Annotated in this window: 11 protein-coding genes; 5 read left to right on the top strand and 6 right to left on the bottom strand. The window is 72.0% G+C overall.

Going from position 1 to position 15,607, the window contains the following annotated elements:
• Nucleotides 1-2 precede the first annotated feature (2 nt).
• On the bottom strand, nt 3-446 hold the full coding sequence (locus tag AB0G59_RS22705) for a DCC1-like thiol-disulfide oxidoreductase family protein (RefSeq protein ID WP_360914381.1): 444 nt from the start codon (nt 444-446) through the stop codon (nt 3-5).
• Complete coding sequence (locus AB0G59_RS22710) at nt 443-853, bottom strand: hypothetical protein (protein ID WP_360914384.1); 411 nt, start codon at nt 851-853, stop codon at nt 443-445. Before AB0G59_RS22710 ends, AB0G59_RS22705 begins: the two co-directional genes overlap by 4 nt.
• 198 nt (nt 854-1,051) lie before the next feature.
• Between AB0G59_RS22710 and AB0G59_RS22715 the strand changes: the two genes are divergently transcribed.
• Nucleotides 1,052-1,609 (top strand): superoxide dismutase family protein, encoded by a 558-nt coding sequence (locus AB0G59_RS22715; RefSeq protein WP_360914387.1) that lies wholly within the window; start codon nt 1,052-1,054, stop codon nt 1,607-1,609.
• Between the two features lie 29 nt (nt 1,610-1,638).
• Here AB0G59_RS22715 and AB0G59_RS22720 read toward each other — a convergent pair whose 3' ends face one another.
• Nucleotides 1,639-3,555, bottom strand: a complete 1,917-nt coding sequence (locus AB0G59_RS22720) for a stealth family protein (protein WP_360914390.1) — start codon at nt 3,553-3,555, stop codon at nt 1,639-1,641.
• 485 nt (nt 3,556-4,040) lie between these two features.
• On the opposite strand from AB0G59_RS22720, the gene AB0G59_RS22725 reads away from it, so the two are divergent.
• The 3 genes from AB0G59_RS22725 to AB0G59_RS22735 all read left to right on the top strand — a co-directional run bounded on the left by AB0G59_RS22725 (nt 4,041) and on the right by AB0G59_RS22735 (nt 10,277).
• Entirely contained in the window at nt 4,041-5,090 is a 1,050-nt protein-coding gene (locus tag AB0G59_RS22725; RefSeq protein ID WP_360914393.1) for a hypothetical protein, read from the top strand.
• A gap of 79 nt (nt 5,091-5,169) precedes the next feature.
• Entirely contained in the window at nt 5,170-8,043 is a 2,874-nt protein-coding gene (locus AB0G59_RS22730) for a stealth conserved region 3 domain-containing protein (RefSeq protein ID WP_360914396.1), read from the top strand.
• A gap of 5 nt (nt 8,044-8,048) precedes the next feature.
• Nucleotides 8,049-10,277 carry a PIG-L family deacetylase gene (locus AB0G59_RS22735; protein ID WP_360914399.1) on the top strand — a complete coding sequence of 743 codons (2,229 nt, stop codon included), beginning with the start codon at nt 8,049-8,051 and terminating at the stop codon, nt 10,275-10,277.
• A 72-nt stretch (nt 10,278-10,349) separates the two neighbouring features.
• On the opposite strand, the gene AB0G59_RS22740 is transcribed toward AB0G59_RS22735, so the two are convergent.
• From AB0G59_RS22740 to AB0G59_RS22750, 3 genes are read right to left on the bottom strand one after another with little or no spacing between them, the layout of a single operon-like run.
• Entirely contained in the window at nt 10,350-11,891 is a 1,542-nt protein-coding gene (locus AB0G59_RS22740) for an FG-GAP-like repeat-containing protein (protein WP_360914402.1), read from the bottom strand.
• A 38-nt stretch (nt 11,892-11,929) separates the two neighbouring features.
• Nucleotides 11,930-13,528, bottom strand: coding sequence for a trypsin-like serine protease (locus AB0G59_RS22745; RefSeq protein WP_360914405.1), 1,599 nt, complete (start codon nt 13,526-13,528; stop codon nt 11,930-11,932).
• Between the two features lie 54 nt (nt 13,529-13,582).
• Complete coding sequence (locus AB0G59_RS22750) at nt 13,583-14,083, bottom strand: hypothetical protein (RefSeq protein WP_360914408.1); 501 nt, start codon at nt 14,081-14,083, stop codon at nt 13,583-13,585.
• A gap of 438 nt (nt 14,084-14,521) precedes the next feature.
• On the opposite strand from AB0G59_RS22750, the gene AB0G59_RS22755 reads away from it, so the two are divergent.
• The coding region (locus tag AB0G59_RS22755) for an ALF repeat-containing protein (protein ID WP_360914411.1) at nt 14,522-15,607 on the top strand (1,086 nt) is incomplete at its 3' end.

Genomic DNA, 15,607 nt, shown 5'->3' on the forward strand with positions numbered 1-15,607 from the left:
GCCTAATCGGGCACGGCGCAGCCGCTGTCGCAGGACGCCGGGCGTCGCTGCCACCGCGCCCCGCGGTACTTGGCCGCGGCCAGCACCGCGCCGCGCGCGAACCGCTGCCCGGAAGGGGTGCTGAACTTGTGCGCGAGCGGCCGGTAGTCGGCGAGCGCCCACAGGCAGACGATCCAGGCGCCGGCACCCCGGTACACCTGGCCGCCGTCGCCGACCACGGTGATCTCCTCGAGGGTGGCGCCGCGGTCGAGTCGCGGAAAGCGGTGCCGGGCCTCGGGCGACCCGGCCGGCACCAGGTCGAGCGGCACGAGGCGACGCTGGCGCACGAGCCAGTCGCGCAGGAAGACGCAGAGCCCGCACTGCGCGTCGTACAGGACGGTCAGCCGGCGGACCGGGACGCCCTGCGCGTCCCGGCCGGCGGTGGCGACGGTGGCCACGGGGCTCACTTCCCGGCCGGTGCGGCCCAGGTGTAGCCCTGCGGTGCGACCGGCGGGGTCTGCTCGCGCTCCATCATTCCGCGCCGGCGGAACTTGTTGAGGGCGTAGACGTTGCCGAGGTGCATCACGCCGAGCACGAGCAGGACGACGCCGAGCTTTCGCGACAGCGCCTCGAACACCCCGCGGGCGTCGGCGATCGTGGCGTCGTCCTGCAGGTAGAGCGCGATGAATCCCAGGTTGACCAGGTAGAAGCCGACCACCAGCAGGTGGTTGACGGCGTCCGCGAGCTTCTCGTTCCCGTGCAGTACGTCGGCGAGGAAGACCCGCCCGTTGCGGCTGAGCGTGCGCGCGACCCAGACCGTGAGTCCCAGACTGACCAGCAGGTAGATGACGTACGCGACGACTGTGAGGTCCACGTTCCGACCCTTTCTTGAACGTGTTCAAAACCCTGTTGGTCGTGACTGTAGACCTGTTTTTGAACGCGTTCAACCCGGCGGAGACGAAAGGCTCGCGCTCCCCGCCGCGCATCGTGTGGCCCGGCTGGCTACGGTGGATGGAGGGGCGCAACCACGGGGGAACGAGAGTGGGATCGTGCGCCGGAAGGGGGCAGGACGATGTCCTTGCTCATGTGTGTGCTCGCCGCCTCGATGGCCGTCGCGTCGCCCGCGGGCGGCATGGCGTGTCCGGGGGTGGTGGTGAACGCGGAGTTCAAGTCGGCCGCGGCCGGGGAGGATACGAAGCCCGCGGTGACGTTCGATACGAAGGTGATTCCGGTGGGCAGTCACGTCTCCGTGGTGGAGCGCACCGGCCAAGGCGGCACGCAGGTCGAGCTGCGCGTGCAAGGGGTGGAGGCGAACCGGACGTTCGGCGCCCATGTGCACACCCAGGCGTGCGGCACCGTGCCCGACGCCTCGGGGCCGCACTATCAGAACCTCAAGGACCCCAAGCAGCCTTCCACGGACCCGACGTACGCCAACGCCCGTAACGAGGTGTGGCTGGACCTGACCACAGACAAGGACGGCGACGGCGGTGCGGAGTCGACGGTGAAGTGGAACTTCCGCGCGGGTGAGGCCCGTTCGGTGGTCATCCACGAGCACGCCACCGAGACCGCACCCGGGCACGCCGGCATGGCGGGCGCCCGACTGGCCTGTGTCGACGTGCCGTTCAAGTAGCGGGGCGGTGGCGCCCCTGCCTCAGGGCCTCAGGGGCGCTTCTCGAACGGGCTCGGGACGGGGAAGTAGCCCTCCAGGAAGGGGGCGATGAGCGCGTTGGTGCGCTCCATGTCCTCGGCCGTCGAGACCGTGTCGTTGATGCAGAAGACGTCCATGTCCCGGTTCGCCAGCAGGCGGTTGAGCCTGCGCGAGGTGTTCGGGTGCGCCAGGTCCATGTAGACGTAGCGCATCTCGGACGGTATGGCGCGGGCCTGGTGGTACGCGTAGTAGTGGTGCAGCGAGGAGGCCACCGAGAGGTCCTCGGGGCTGCGGAAGCGGGCGCGCGAGGTGGCCTTGTGGGCGTCGGCGTACCGCTCCTCGATCTCCGTCAGCACACTGCGGCTCAGGGCGTGCGGCACGTGCCGCATCTTCTGCGTGAAGGTGGTGGAGAAGCCCTCCTCCACCAGCGCCCGGTTGTTCTTCGCGGCCGCCGCCACCGGCGGGTCGGCGGGGTCGTGGGCGCCCAGCGGTATCAGCGCGGGGGAGGGGAAGAACTTCGTCAGCCCGTTGGAGAGGAAGAAGGTGTGCGGCGTCAGCGGGCTGCCGAGGAAGACATCGTCGTTGAAGTAGAGGAAGTGCTCCGACAGTCCCTCGATGTGGTGCAGCTGGCTCTCGATGGCGTGCGAGTTGAACGTCGGCAGCGCGCTCGGGTCGGAGAAGATCTGCTTGTGGCTGACCACGCGGATGCCGGGGGCCGAGGTGTCCAGCCACTCGGGCGTCTGGTCGTCGGTGACCAGGTAGACCGTGCGCACCCAGGGCGCGAACTGGTGCAGCGAGCGCAGCGAGTACTTCAGCTCGTCGCGGCTGAGGTAGCGGGCGTCGTTCGCCGCCTCCTCGTGACGGGTCTCCGCGCCGCCCGCGTCGCGCTGGGCCTGGGCGCGGCGCTGCGCCCAGACGGGGTCGCTGCCGTCGACCCAGGTGTAGACCACGTCGATGGGGAAGGTGATGTCCTGCGGCAGCCGGAGGGTGAGCTCCGGGCGGGTGCGGACCGTGCGACGGGCCGGGCCGTCGGATTCGCGCGCCGCGTCCGCCGCGTCCGCCGTGTGCCCCAGCGGGCCCGTGAACAGCTCCATGGGCGCCTCGACGTCCGGCGCGAAGGCCGGCACCTCCTCGACGACGCCGTTGCGGCGCGGGGCGACGAGCACGGGGCCCCCGGGGCCCTCCTCGCGGGTCCAGAACTGGATGTCGCAGCCGTGCTCCTGGCCCAGGACCAGGGCGCCGTCGGCGGTGGTGCGGAACCACGTGACGCGGGTGACGTCGCTCTTCTCGACCTGGCGCCAGGTGTTCGCGACGAAGCCGGGCAGCGCCTGACCGGGGACGTTGTCCCGGTTCACGGGCGCCACATAGCCGGGTATGTGACCGCACAGGCGGGCGAGCTGCTGCAGGACCCGGCGGCGGTCGGCGGCGGCCACGGCGACGGCGGGAGTGGTGCCGGCGGTCGCGGTGCGCACGCAGAAGTGGGCGATGCCGGCGTCCTCGAGCGTGGAGCAGACCAGGGCGAGCGTGTCGGCACGGGTGCCGTGCGGGGTGAGGGCGGGGTCGACCAGGGCGATGTGCGCCTTGCCGTCCACGAGGACCACGCGCGGCAGGGCGTCGTCGAGGTGGCCCGCGTAGCGGCGCTTGAGCCGCCTGCCGCGGATCTTCTGGCGGCGCTGCTGGAGGTCGAGGGAGTTCGCCATGTGCTGCATGAGGGCGCCGCGGGTCTCCACGGACACGCGCTGGGCGATCGCCCGGCGGGCGCTCGCCGGCAGGACCCGGCGGTAGGCCTTGACCAGCCCGGACTTCTCGGGGTTGGCGCGCGGGGCAGGGGTGCGTGCGGCGGGTACGGCGGCCGGGGCGTCCGCGTTGCCTGCGGCGGCAGGAATGTGCACGCCGTGGGCGGCTGGGGTCGACGGCTCCCGTGACATGATCGATTCAACCCCTTGGTCGTCCTGGATGGGTGTCCATCCGCTCTCCCGGTGTAACTCCTACCCGGAACGCTCAGAACAGCACGTCACCAGCCCGACAGTGAAACCCGGCAGCGCCGGAAAACAGAGAGTTAAGTAACTACCAGAGATATTTATGCGGAAGCAATCTCTCGCATGCCCGCAAAGCGGGACAGGCCGAAAGCCGGTCGGCGCCCGCGTCACCGCTGGCCCCAAGGGACGGGCCGTTCCTCTCCAGTGTCCGCCCGGATCAGCGATTTCCGGCCGCCTGTGAAGAAATTCACCTGTCCGTAACCCGCCTGTAGAGGTCGAATGCCGCAGCGGTACGGTGCCGGTCTGCCGCACGCGCACCCGAGATCCGTTTACCCTGTTTGGGTGTACTTCCAGATCATGACTCCCGGGGACCGGCGAAGCCCGCACGACGATTCCGGCCGTGTGCCGGCGGCGGGCGGCCGAGGGGTGCGCCGGTGACCGCGCCCCGTCACGCCCTGCGCGTGATCAAAAAGTCCGCACGCATCGCACTGCGCCGCAGCCCCGTCATGAAGGTGGGCGCGACGGTACGCCGCCGTGCCGTCTCCGGCCTCGCCAGCGGCCGCACCACCTTCGTCGACTCCGTCCTCATGCCCGCCTCCCAGGGCACCGCGGCCCGCGTCCAGTACGCCGCCGTCCTCGACGGCCACACGCTGAACCTCCACGCCGCCCTGCCCGCGGGCACCGAGGCCGCCGAGGAGCCGGGCGCCCGCGCCCACCTGCTCCTCGTCAACGGCGACACGCGCCTGCGGACCGAGGCCCGCATCGAGCGCGACGCCGCCGGCCGCGCCTCCGTCGCCGCGACCGTCCTGCTCGGCGAGGAGATCGGCGGCCTGCCCGTCACCGCCGGCCGCTGGACCCTCGCCCTGGAGCTGCGCGACGAGCACCCCGCGCCCGTACGGCTGCGCCTGCTCGGCGACGGCCCGCCCGACTACTCCGGCCCCACCCGCCCGCTGGCCACCTGCCCGCGCACGGGCCGCCGGCACCGCCTCGGCCTCACGACCGCCGGCCAGCTGCGACTGACCGTCGCACCGCCCCAGCCCAGGGCCGAGATCCTGCGCATCGACCGTTCGTTCACCGGCGCCCGCCTGCTGTTCGCGGTCTACGGGCCGGCCACGGCCGGCGACGACGCCGCACCGCCCGTCGTCGAGCTGGTCGACCAGCACCGCCAGGTGCAGCGCCGCACCGCCGAGCCGCTGCCCGGCGACGACAGCGCCTGGCAGGTCACCCTGCCGATCGGCAAGCTGCTGACCGCCGGCTCCGGCCGGCAGACCTGGTCGTTCCGCTACGTCCCCGGCCACCGCGGCGCCAAGCCGCTGGAGCTCGGCCGCCATGAGAACGACCTGAGCGCGCCCCGCAAGGTCCTCACCCCGCCGGTGTTCACCGTGCGGACCGAGGACGGCACGTTCGTACAGGTCAAGCCCCAGTACACCCGCCGCGGCGCGCTCCAGCTCGTCTGCACTCCGAGGGCCCTCGGCGCCCCTTGAGGCAACCGAGCAGACCAGCAGCCCGTCTAGTCCACCGAGGCCACCGCATCCGGACCGCCGCACACTTCGAAGGCCGCACGTGAAAATCACCTTTCTGCTGACCTCCGCCGACACCATGGGCGGCACGGAACGCGCCACCATGACGCTCGCCGAGCTGCTCGCCCGGCAGCACGAGGTGGAGATCCTGAGCGTCTTCCGCACCCGTAGCGAGGCGTTCTTCGACAGCGGCACCGTGCGCGTCCGCAACCTCGTCGACAAGCGGGGCCCGCAGCGCCCCGTGCGCAGCGCCCCGGCCGGCGGCCCCGACCTGACGGCCGCCCACAAGCGCCTCGCGGCCACCCCCAGCGAGCTGATCCGCCCCGAGTGGGAGTCCGCCTTCAACCGGCTGACCGACCTCGAGCTCGCCGACGCCCTGCGCACCATCGACGCCGACGTGCTGATCTCCACCACCCCGGCACTGATGGCCTACATGGCGCAGTACGCCCCCGAGCACGTGCTCACCGTCCACCTGGACCACCGCGTCTCCGAGCTGCGCGGCACCTCCGGCGAGCCGCTGCGCATGTTCACCTCGGCCATCGACGGGCTGGTCTCGCTCACCGAGCGCACCCGCGAGTGGTTCGCCGACACCCTCGGCGACTGCGCCCCCCGCCTGGCCACCATCGGCAACGCCCTGCCCGACGGCTTCCGCCCCCGCTCCACCCTGGAGACGCGGACCGTGGTCCTGGGCGCCCGCCTGGCCGCCGAGAAGCAGATCGAGCACGCGATCCGCGCCTTCGCCTCCGTCGCCGGCGACCGCCCCCGCTGGAACCTGCGCATCCTGGGCGACGGCCCCCGCATGCGCGCCCTGAAGGGCATAGCCGGCCAGTACGGCGTCGCCGACCAGGTCCAGCTCGTCGGCAGCACCCCCAACATGGCCGAGGAGTGGGCCAAGGCGTCCATCGCCATGCTCACCTCGCGCGTCGAGGCCTTCGGCCTGGTGCTCGTCGAGGCCCAGGCCGCCGGCCTGCCCGTCATCGCCTACGACTGCCCCAACGGCCCGGCCGAGATCCTCACCGACGGCCAGGACGGCATCCTCGTCCCGCTCGGCGAGGAGACGGAGCTCGCGGCCGCCCTCGTCCGCCTCATGGACGACGACGCCCTGCGCCACGAGATGGGCGCCGCCGCCCTCGCCAACGTCGGCCGCTTCACCGACAGCACCGTCGGCCAGGAGTGGAACCGCCTCCTCGAGGAGCTCGCCGCCTACCGCGCCGGCGGCGACCGCGCGGCCGACAAGGCCCGCCGCCGCACCCTCCAGGCCGCCGCCGACGCCCAGGGCGGCATCCCCGCCGCCCCCGTCCCCAAGGGCGTCGACCGCCGGCAGTCCGACGTCGCCCACAAGGCCCAGGAAGTACGCATCGAGGCGGCCCGCCCCGACGTCAAGCGGGCCGGCGGCCAGATCTGCCTGGTACGCGAGGACACCACGCCCTTCGAGGTGATGCAGGACAACCTCGACCTCGCCGTCGACGTCCTGGAGTCCCTCGGCGTCCCCTACGCGCTGACCCCCACCACCCAGCTGCGGCACAGCATCGCCATCGACTCCGCCCGCCGCGACGCCTTCCTGACGGCGCTGGCCGAGCGCTACCGCGACGAGCCCGTCTACGTCGCCTTCCTCAACGCCCGCGGCGCCATCCTGAACACCGTCCTGGCCGGCTTCGTCAACCCGCACAGCGTCCCGCTCGCCTGCACCACGGTCCGCGTCTTCCAGCCGGTCCTCACCGGCGGCGGCCAGCTGCGCGTCAGCGGCGTCTACGGCTGCAACGTCGACTTCTGGAAGGACACCGAGGACGACGAGACCACGGTGACCTTCCCCGGCGGCAACCGCTACGGCGGCACCCTGCCCCGCGCCGAGCTCGCCAAGACGGCCTCCATCCGGCTCGGCGAGCGCGACTACGCCAGCTTCGAGGCGTACACCAAGACGTTCGTGGAGCAGGTCGACTTCCCGATCGACGTCGTCTACACCTGGGTCGACGGCACCGACCCCGCGTGGATGGCCCGCAAGGAGCGCACCCAGGCCGAGCACGGCATCCTCGCCGCCGAGTCCGCGGGCGCCTCCGCCCGCTTCCGCAGCCGCGACGAACTGCGCTACTCCCTGCGCTCGTTGGACCTGCACGCCCCCTGGGTGCGCAACATCTACCTGCTGACCGACGACCAGACGCCCGACTGGCTGGACACCGACCACCCCCGGGTGCGCGTGGTCAGCCACCGCGAGGCGTTCGGCGACACCGGCCGCCTGCCCTCGTTCAACTCGCACGCCATCGAGAGCCGCATCCACCGCATCGAGGGCCTCGCCGAGCACGTCCTGTACTTCAACGACGACGTCTTCCTCGGCCGCCCGATGCAGCCCGAGTCGTTCTTCCACGGCTCCGGCGCGGCCAAGTGCTTCATGTCGCCCACCGCCGTGCCGGCCGGCGACCCCTCGCTCGACTCCGACCTCGTCTTCGCCGCGGCCAAGAACAACCGCGCCCTGATCGAGAAGGAGTTCGGCAAGACCGTCTCCAACACCTTCCTCCACACCCCCCACCCGCTGCGCCGCAGCGTGCTGGCGGAGCTGGAGGAGCGCTTCCCCGAGCAGATGGCGCTGACCGCGGGCGCGCAGTTCCGCGCCCGCACCGACCTGGCCGTCGCCTCGTCGCTGCACCACTGGTACGGGCTCTTCACCGGGCGCAGCATGCCCGGCTCGGTCAGCTCCGCCTTCGTCAACGTCGGCCTGCGCGAGCACCACGTCCGGCTGCACCGCCTGCTGGCGGCCCGCTCCCACGACGTGTTCTGCATCAACGACTACCACGACGGCGACGTGCCGGAGGACGAGCAGGCGGACGCCCTCGCGGTGTTCCTGGCAAGCTACTTCCCGGTCGCCTCGCAGTACGAGAAGGGTTCGGTCCGCAACAGCCGCCTCGTCCACGGGGCACGGTGACCGGGGTGGCGGGCCTCAGCAGAAGGAGCGTGCTCGCGGCCATGCTCGCCCTCAGCGTCGCCGGCTGCTCGGCCTCCGGCAGTGACAAGCCCAAGCCCTCCGCCCCGGCCGGCGTGCCGCGGTCGGAGGTCTCCGCCCGCAAGGACGGCACCGCCGGCGCGGTCACCCTGCAGGTCGTCGCCCACCCCGACGACGACCTGTACTTCATGAACCCCGACGTCCATCAGTCGATCGACGCCAACCACCGTGTGGTCAGCGTCTATCTGACCAGTGGCGAGGCCGACGGGCGCAACAACGTGCCCGGGCAGAAGGTGAAGCCCAAGCCGGACTTCGGCGGGTACGCCGGCTCCCGCCAGCAGGGGCTGCGCCAGGCGTACTCCCTGATGGCGACCGGCAAGCCGCTGGCCGAGTGGAAGCGCACCACGCTGGAGCTGCCCGGCGGCTGGAAGGCCGAGACGGACAGCCTCGTCGACCACCCCGGCGTCACCCTGGTCTTCCTGGGCGTGGCCCAGCACACCGCGGACCAGCCCGGCTCCGACGTCCGCCTGCAGAAGCTGTGGGCGGACCCGAAGGCCGTCGGTCGTACCCGGGTGGCCACCGGTTCGACCGTGCGCGAGTCGACCCCCGTCACCGGCGCCGGGGTCGTCGACGCGCTGGCCGCCGTGCTGGAGCGGTTCAAGCCGACGCTGGTGCGCACCATGGACCCGGACCCGGACGCGCAGGTCCACGACGCCCGCAACCGCAAGCACCACGACCAGCCCGGCTTCTCCGACCACCCGGACCACACGGCCGCCGCGCAGTTCACCTACGCGGCGCTCGACCGCTACAAGGGCCCGGGCCGGGGCAAGCACTTCACCGTCGCCGCCTACCGCGGCTACTACAACGAGCGCTGGCCGTTCAATCTCACCCCGGCCGCGGTGCGCGGCAAGGGCGACGTGCTCAACGCCTACGGCGGCTCCCCGGACATGGGCTGCGGCTTCGCCGCGGGCTGCGGCGACTACGACGTCGGCCGCGACCGCAGCTACGGCACGGGCTGGCTGCAGAGCACGGTCCACCGCTACCCCGGCACCACGACGTGGCTGCAGCAGGGCCCCGACGGCCGTCTCACCGCGTTCGGCGTGCTCGACCGGCAGGCGGCGATGTGGACCGAGACCTCCGCCGGCAGCGGCCGCTTCGGCGACCCGAAGCTGCTGGGCGGCGGCCCGCTCATGCCGCACCTGGCGGTCTCGCGGACCAAGGACGGCCGCTGGCAGCTGTTCGGCGAGCGCGTCGCCGGGCTGGGCAACGGACCGGAGAGCAACCGCCGTGAGATCGTCACGGTGGAGCAGGAACGTTCCGGTGGTGCGTTCGGATCCTGGAACTCCCTCGGCACGCCCGACGCCGGCCCGGCGCGCGACCGCCTCACGGGCGCGCCGGTGGTGGCGCGCAACGCCGACGGCGGTGCCCAGGTGTTCGCGCGCAACGCGGCCAAGGGCGTGAGCACCAGGCGGCAGGAGGCCGACGGCAGCTGGAGCCAGTGGAAGGAGCTCGCCGACGCGGCGCCCGGCGGCGTGGGCGGCGAGACCGAGGACTCGGAGCAGACGCCCCGGCGCGACGCCTCCGGCAACGCCGGCCCCGGTGGCCTCGGTGGCCTCGCCGAGGGGCCCCGCAGCGGGGGACCCGGCGCGAAGTACGGCGCGGGCGGCGGCCCGGACGAGGTGCAGGAAGGCCTCAGTGCGGTCACCGACAAGGCCGGCCGCATCCATGTGGTCGGCTCCGGCCACGGCACCATCCTGCACTGGGCGCAGGAGAAGCCCGGCGGCGACCTCACCCCGTCCTACGACGGCCGCCTGCCCACCCCGGCCGACCCGCCGACGCTGCTCGCCCAGCCCGACGGTTCGCTGCTGCTGACCTACCGGGAGCCGAAGACGTCCAAGCCCCTGGCGTACCGCCTCCCGGACGCCGTCGGCAACCAGTGGCAGCCGCTCCACCTCGGCCTCTCGGGCCGCGGCTACGGCGTGATGGCCCTGGCCGGCGACCCGTCCGACCCCGCGCGCGCGGTCCTGGTGACCCGCAACAGCTCCGGCACCCTGAGCGCGAGCGGCATCGGGACGGGCGCCAAGCAGCGCTGGTCGACGTTCGGCACCCACGTGGTGGGCCCGCCGGCCGTCGCCGTGGACGCCAAGGGCCGGCTGATTGCCGCCTCGCTCACCCCGGAGGGGACGCTGCAGGCGGGGCGGCTGGAGTTCAAGTAGGCGATACGCGCGAAGGGGTTGGCCCCCACCACGTGAAGTGGTGGGGGCCAACCCCTTTTTCATGACGTCAGGTCAGGAGCTCACGGGCCAGACGGAGCGGCCGTCGGCCAGAGCGCCCTTGCCGTCACCCACGTACAGGTGGGGGAGGCCCTTGCCGGTCCAGCGGGAGAGGAGGTCGGCCTTGCCGTCGCCGGTGAAGTCGCCGCCCAGGACGGACTTCATGCTGCCCCAGCTGTCGTCGCGCCACATGCCGCGGGCGTCGTCGAAGGAGCCCTTGGCGTTGCCGGCGTACAGGTGCAGCGCTCCGGTGGCGGCGACGGCGGCGATGTCGTCCCGGCCGTCACCGTTGAAGTCGCCGGTGGCCAGGTACTTCTTCGTCCACGTCTTGTCGCGCCACACCTCCTTCTTCTGGCCGCTCAGCGTGCCGTCGGGGTTGGTGGTGTAGGCGAACAGCGACTTGTCGTCCCACTGGGCGATCAGACCGTCGCGGGTGGCGCCCGGCGCCTTGTAGCGGGCGATGACGTCGATCTGGCCCCAGGAGGTGTCCTTCCACGCCTTCACGGCGGTGGCGAGCCTCCCGGAGTCGGTGCCGGCGTACAGGTGCATGCTGCCGTCGCCGGCGACGGCGAGGACGTCGGCCTTGCCGTCGCCGTTGAAGTCACCACCGATGATCTTCTTCTTGCCGCTCCACGTCTTGTCGTACCACAGCTCGCGGCCGTACTCGAGCGTGCCGTCGGGGCCGGCGTAGAAGGCGTGCAGGGAGCCGTCCTTGAGGACCGCCGCGAGGTCGGTGCGGCCGTCGCCGTTGAAGTCGGCGGAGGTGACGACGTCGGTGAACTGCGCGAGCACGCCGGTCAGCCGCTGCTGCTGGATCCAGCCGGCGACGTCGTCGACACGGGTGGCGGTGGCGCCCTTGCGGGTCTCGGCCTCGTCGACGCCCCAGCAGCCGCCCTGCCAGGAGGCGGTGCTCAGGGCGGCGAGCTCGGCCTTGCCGTCCTTCTCGCGCAGCACGGGGCCGCCGGTGTCGCCCTTGCAGACGGAGGCGTCCGCGCTCTTGCCGGCGAGCTCCAGGGTGTCGCCGGCGACCGCGCCGACGCCGAAGGCGGCGGTGTGCAGGCGCTCGGGTGCCCACTCGTCCTTGGTACGGCCGTAGCCGGCGACCCGCAGCTCCTCGCCCTGCCGGGGCTCGGCGCTGCCCACGGTGACGGGGGTGACGCCGGTGACGGCGTTGGCGAGCCTGACCATGACGAGGTCGCGGTCGCCGCGCGGGACGAGCTCGACGGCCTCGACCGTGGTGCCGGCCGTCGTGGTGAGGTCGGTGCGGCCGACGGTGACGGTGGTCTTCTGCTTCGGCTTGCCGCCGGTGATGCGGAAGCCCTGCTCAGGGTTGTCCGCGAAGCAGCTGGCCGCGGTGAGGGCCCACTGCGCGTCGACCAGCGCGCCGGTGCAGGCGCGCTTGCCGCCGATGTCGAACTTCGCCGTGTACGTGTACTGGCCGTCCTTGGCCGCACTGCCGACGACGGCGTGGGCGGGGGCGGCGGTCAGCGCCGCGGTGCCGATGGCGGACGCGAGAAGCGCGGTCGCCCACCCGGCGCGTGAACGCTTGTCAAACATGGTTACTCCTGGGGGTGGTGCTGTGTGCGAGGGCCGCTTCAGCCGACGAGCTGGACTTCGCCGTGCAGGCCGTTCGCGTCGGCGCCCGGGTAGTAGCTGAGGTCGGTGGTGTTCCAGCGCACGAGGATGTCGTTGAGCCGCCCGTTGGACTTGGTGAAGGAGCCCACCGCGAGCTGCGAGGCGTTCGTCCAGTGCGACTTCTCCGCGGTCAGCTGGATCCGGCCGTGGTAGCCGGCGGTGTCGACGCCCGGGAAGATCTGCGTCTGGCCGTCGTTCCAGCGGATCAGGAGGTCCGCGGTCTTCTTGCCGGTGAACTCGCCCGCGGCGATCTGGACGGCGTTCTTCCAGCCGTCGTCGGCGTTGGTGAGCTGGGTTTCCTTCTTGATGCCGTTGGCGCCGGTGTCGGAGTACAGCGACGTGGAGCCGTTGTCCCAGAGGACGAGAAGGTCGTCGCGCAGGGCGTTGGCGGTGTAGCGGCCGGCGGTGATGAGGCGGGCGTGCTCCCACCAGCTGCCCCGCTCGGCGAGGGTCTTCTCGTCGTGGAAGCCCTTCTCGTCGACGTGGGTGTACGTCGAGAGCTTGCCGCTGGCCCAGCGCACGGTCAGGCCCTCGGAGCCGGACTCGGTGAACTTGCCGCCGGTGACGGCGCGCGCGTCCTTCCAGTAGCTGCCGGCGCCTTCGAGCTTGTACTCGGCCGAGAAGGGGAACGCCGGGTCGTTGTGCTCGGCGCCCTGGAAGAGGCTGGCCGAGCCGTCCTTCCAGACGACGAAGAGGTCCATGCGCCGCTTGCTGTCCGCCGTCACACCGCCGCCGGTGAAGTAGCCGGACGCCAGGTGTACGGCGTTGCCCCAGTCGGCCCGGGGCAGGAGCGTACGGGCCAGGGTCTCCTGGACCCAGCCGGAGATGTCGTCCACGCGGGTGCTCGAGGCGCCCTTGCGGGTCTCGGCCTGGTCCGTGCCCCAGCAGCCGCCCTGCCAGGATGCGGAGTTGACGCCGACCAGCTCGGCCTTGCCGTCCGCCTCACGGAAGGCCGGGCCGCCGATGTCGCCCTTGCAGAGCGAGGCGTCGGCGCTCTTGCCGGCGAGGTCGAACGTGGGTCCCGAGACCGCGCCCACGCCGAAGGCGGCGGTGTGCAGGCGCTCGGGAGCCCACTCGTCCTTGGTGCGGCCGTAGCCGGTGACCCGCAGCTCCTCGCCCTGGCGGGGCGCCGACATGGCCAGGGTGGCGGGCGTGATGCCGGCGACCGGCTTGGCGAGCTTGACCATGACGAGGTCGCGGTCGCCGCGCGGGACGAGCTCGACGGCATCGACGGTGGTCCCGGTCTGCGTCGAGAGGTCGGTGCGGCCGACGGTGACGGTGGTCTTCGTCTTCGGCGCACCGCCGGTGATGCGGAAGCCCTGCTCGGGGTTGTCCGCGAAGCAGCTGGCCGCGGTGAGCACCCACTGGCTCTCCACGAGCGTGCCGGTGCAGCTGCGCTTGCCGCCCCCGAGGTCGAGCTTCGCGGTGAAGCGGTAGGCGCCGTCCTTGGCCTCGTCGCCGACGACGGCGTGGGCCTGGGTGCCGGTCAGGACGCCGGCGGCGACGGAGGTGGTGAGAAGTCCTGCTATCCACGCTGCGCGCGGACCTCTGCCAGACATGTCGTTCCTTTTGGATCAGGTCGTGCTGGGTGAGCGGGAAAGGGGGAGCGGTCGCTACTTCTTGGCGACGATCTCCAGCAGGGTGAACTCGCGCCCCTTCGGGTCGGCGCTCTCGCCCACCGAGGTCCACTTGTTCTTGTCCAGGTCGAAGGACTTCTCCTCGTTGGCCGTGACCATGTTGACCTTCACGGCGTAGTCGTTGCCCTTGGCGCCGTAGACAGCCGGCAGCTCCAGGCTGAGGTAGCCGGACGCGCCCGTGACGCGGAAGCAGAACTTGCCCTGGCCGACCTTGTCGATGTCCTGCATGCCGCGGGCCTGGACCTCGATCAGGCCGGGCTGGCTGCCGCAGGTGGCGAGCACGATGTGCCCGTCGCCGCGCTTGAGCTTGATCCCGCGCTCCTTGAAGATCTTCTCGGCCTGCGGGTACTCGAAGTCCTCCACCGCGGGCGGCGGGGTGTCGGCGGCGGCCGCGGCCGCGGCGACGGCGGTGGCGGAGCCGGTCAGCGCGAAGGCGCCCACGACGCCGGCGGTCAGGACTCGGGAGATCAGCTTCATCGGATTACTCGCCCCTCGTGGTCTGTGTCACCCCGTCACCCGTGCCGTCGGCGTGTGCACATGAGGCACCCGTGCCGTCGACGTCGACGGGATGGGAAGAACGCGCATGCGGAAGCGCACACGCATGCCTGTCCGGCTTGATCAGGGCACGACAAAGACCGGATGGTCGGTCTGGAACCCCCGCTCCCCCTTGCCTGGCCTGATGGCGCTTCCACTGCCCCCTGCGGCTCGGACCGGCGAACTATTGATATCACCTGCGGCCTTGGAGACGAAAGTGCAGCCCGGTCCCTATCGCAACCTTGATATCGAAGGTCCGGTTAGCCCTTGAAATCCGACAGGGTGTCCTGTTTGGCTGGACGGTCGCGAACGCGTTCGTGCCGGTGGCCTATGCCGCCGGGGTGTGACGGGTCCTCAGGACCCGGACAGTTTTGAGGGGATATGACCAAGAAGAGACCAACATCGAGCCTGCGGCACGCCCAGCGGACGGGCACGCGGCTCACCGCCCTCACGGCCCTGACCATGGCCGCGACGGTGCTCGGTACGACGGTGGCGGGGGCCGCCCCCGCCGATCCGGCGGGACCGGGACTGCCCGAGAACGCCCGGGCGCAGGTCGTCAACGCGTGGCGCTTCGGGGGCTCCACGACGAAGAACGCGGCCGAGCGTGCGCTGGCCGGCTCGGACGGGGACATCGGCACGTTCCTGCAGAAGGGCCTGGACCGGGCGACGGCCGAGGACGAGCGGTTCGCCGTCCTCAAGATGCTCAGCGTCTCCGGCCAGGGCGTGCGCGACGCCGCCTCGAAGGCGCTGAGCGGTTCGGACGCGGACGTCCACGCCTTCGTCAAGTCCGGCTACAAGAACCCGCTGGACGACGACCGCCGTGTCGCGGTCCTGACGGCGATGAACAACGGCGAGAAGGCGGTCCGTGCCGCGGGCCAGAAGGCCCTCGACGACGGTTCCGCCAAGGTGCTCGACGAGTTCCTCGCCAAGGGGCAGTTCACGGCGCAGGAGGAGGACGACCGCGTCCAGGTCCTGCAGATCATGAACGCCGGCGGTCCCGAGGTGAAGAAGCTCGGCGACCGGGCGATGAACGGCACCGCCCAGGACCGCCGGGAGTTCCTGGAGACGGGGCAGTACCTGGCCCGCAGCCGGGACCAGGAGAGCGCGACGGTCTCCCAGCTGGCCAAGGTGGCCGAACAGGCGGGCAAGCGCGCCAAGGTGGAGACCGACGCCGCCAAGGAGGCCGGCAAGCGCGCCGAGGACGCGGCGGCGAAGGCCAAGGAAGCCGCGCTGAAGGCCGCCAAGGAGGCCGCGGACGCCAAGGACAGCCTTGAGGACGCCGGGCGGGCCGCCAACAACGCCGCCCGGGCCGCCGAGGGTGCCGCGGCCGCGGCACGGACGGCGATCCAGGCGTCCAACACCGCGATATCCGCCGCCCGTACGGCCGCCAACGCCGCCCAGGCCGCGGCCGCGGCCGCTGCTGCCGCCGGCCAGGCCGCGTCCCGCGCGTACAACGCCGCCGCCGCG

It is taken from the genome of Streptomyces sp. NPDC021096, assembly GCF_040641275.1.
Taxonomy (GTDB): Bacteria; Actinomycetota; Actinomycetes; order Streptomycetales; family Streptomycetaceae; genus Streptomyces.

What these genes read in the sequence shown, in the direction of transcription:
- AB0G59_RS22715 (WP_360914387.1), top strand. Translation starts at nt 1,052, where the DNA reads ATGTCCTTGCTCATGTGTGTGCTCGCCGCCTCGATGGCCGTCGCGTCG.
- AB0G59_RS22720 (WP_360914390.1), bottom strand. Translation starts at nt 3,555, where the DNA reads ATGTCACGGGAGCCGTCGACCCCAGCCGCCCACGGCGTGCACATTCCT.
- AB0G59_RS22740 (WP_360914402.1), bottom strand. Translation starts at nt 11,891, where the DNA reads ATGTTTGACAAGCGTTCACGCGCCGGGTGGGCGACCGCGCTTCTCGCG.
- AB0G59_RS22745 (WP_360914405.1), bottom strand. Translation starts at nt 13,528, where the DNA reads ATGTCTGGCAGAGGTCCGCGCGCAGCGTGGATAGCAGGACTTCTCACC.
- AB0G59_RS22750 (WP_360914408.1), bottom strand. Translation starts at nt 14,083, where the DNA reads ATGAAGCTGATCTCCCGAGTCCTGACCGCCGGCGTCGTGGGCGCCTTC.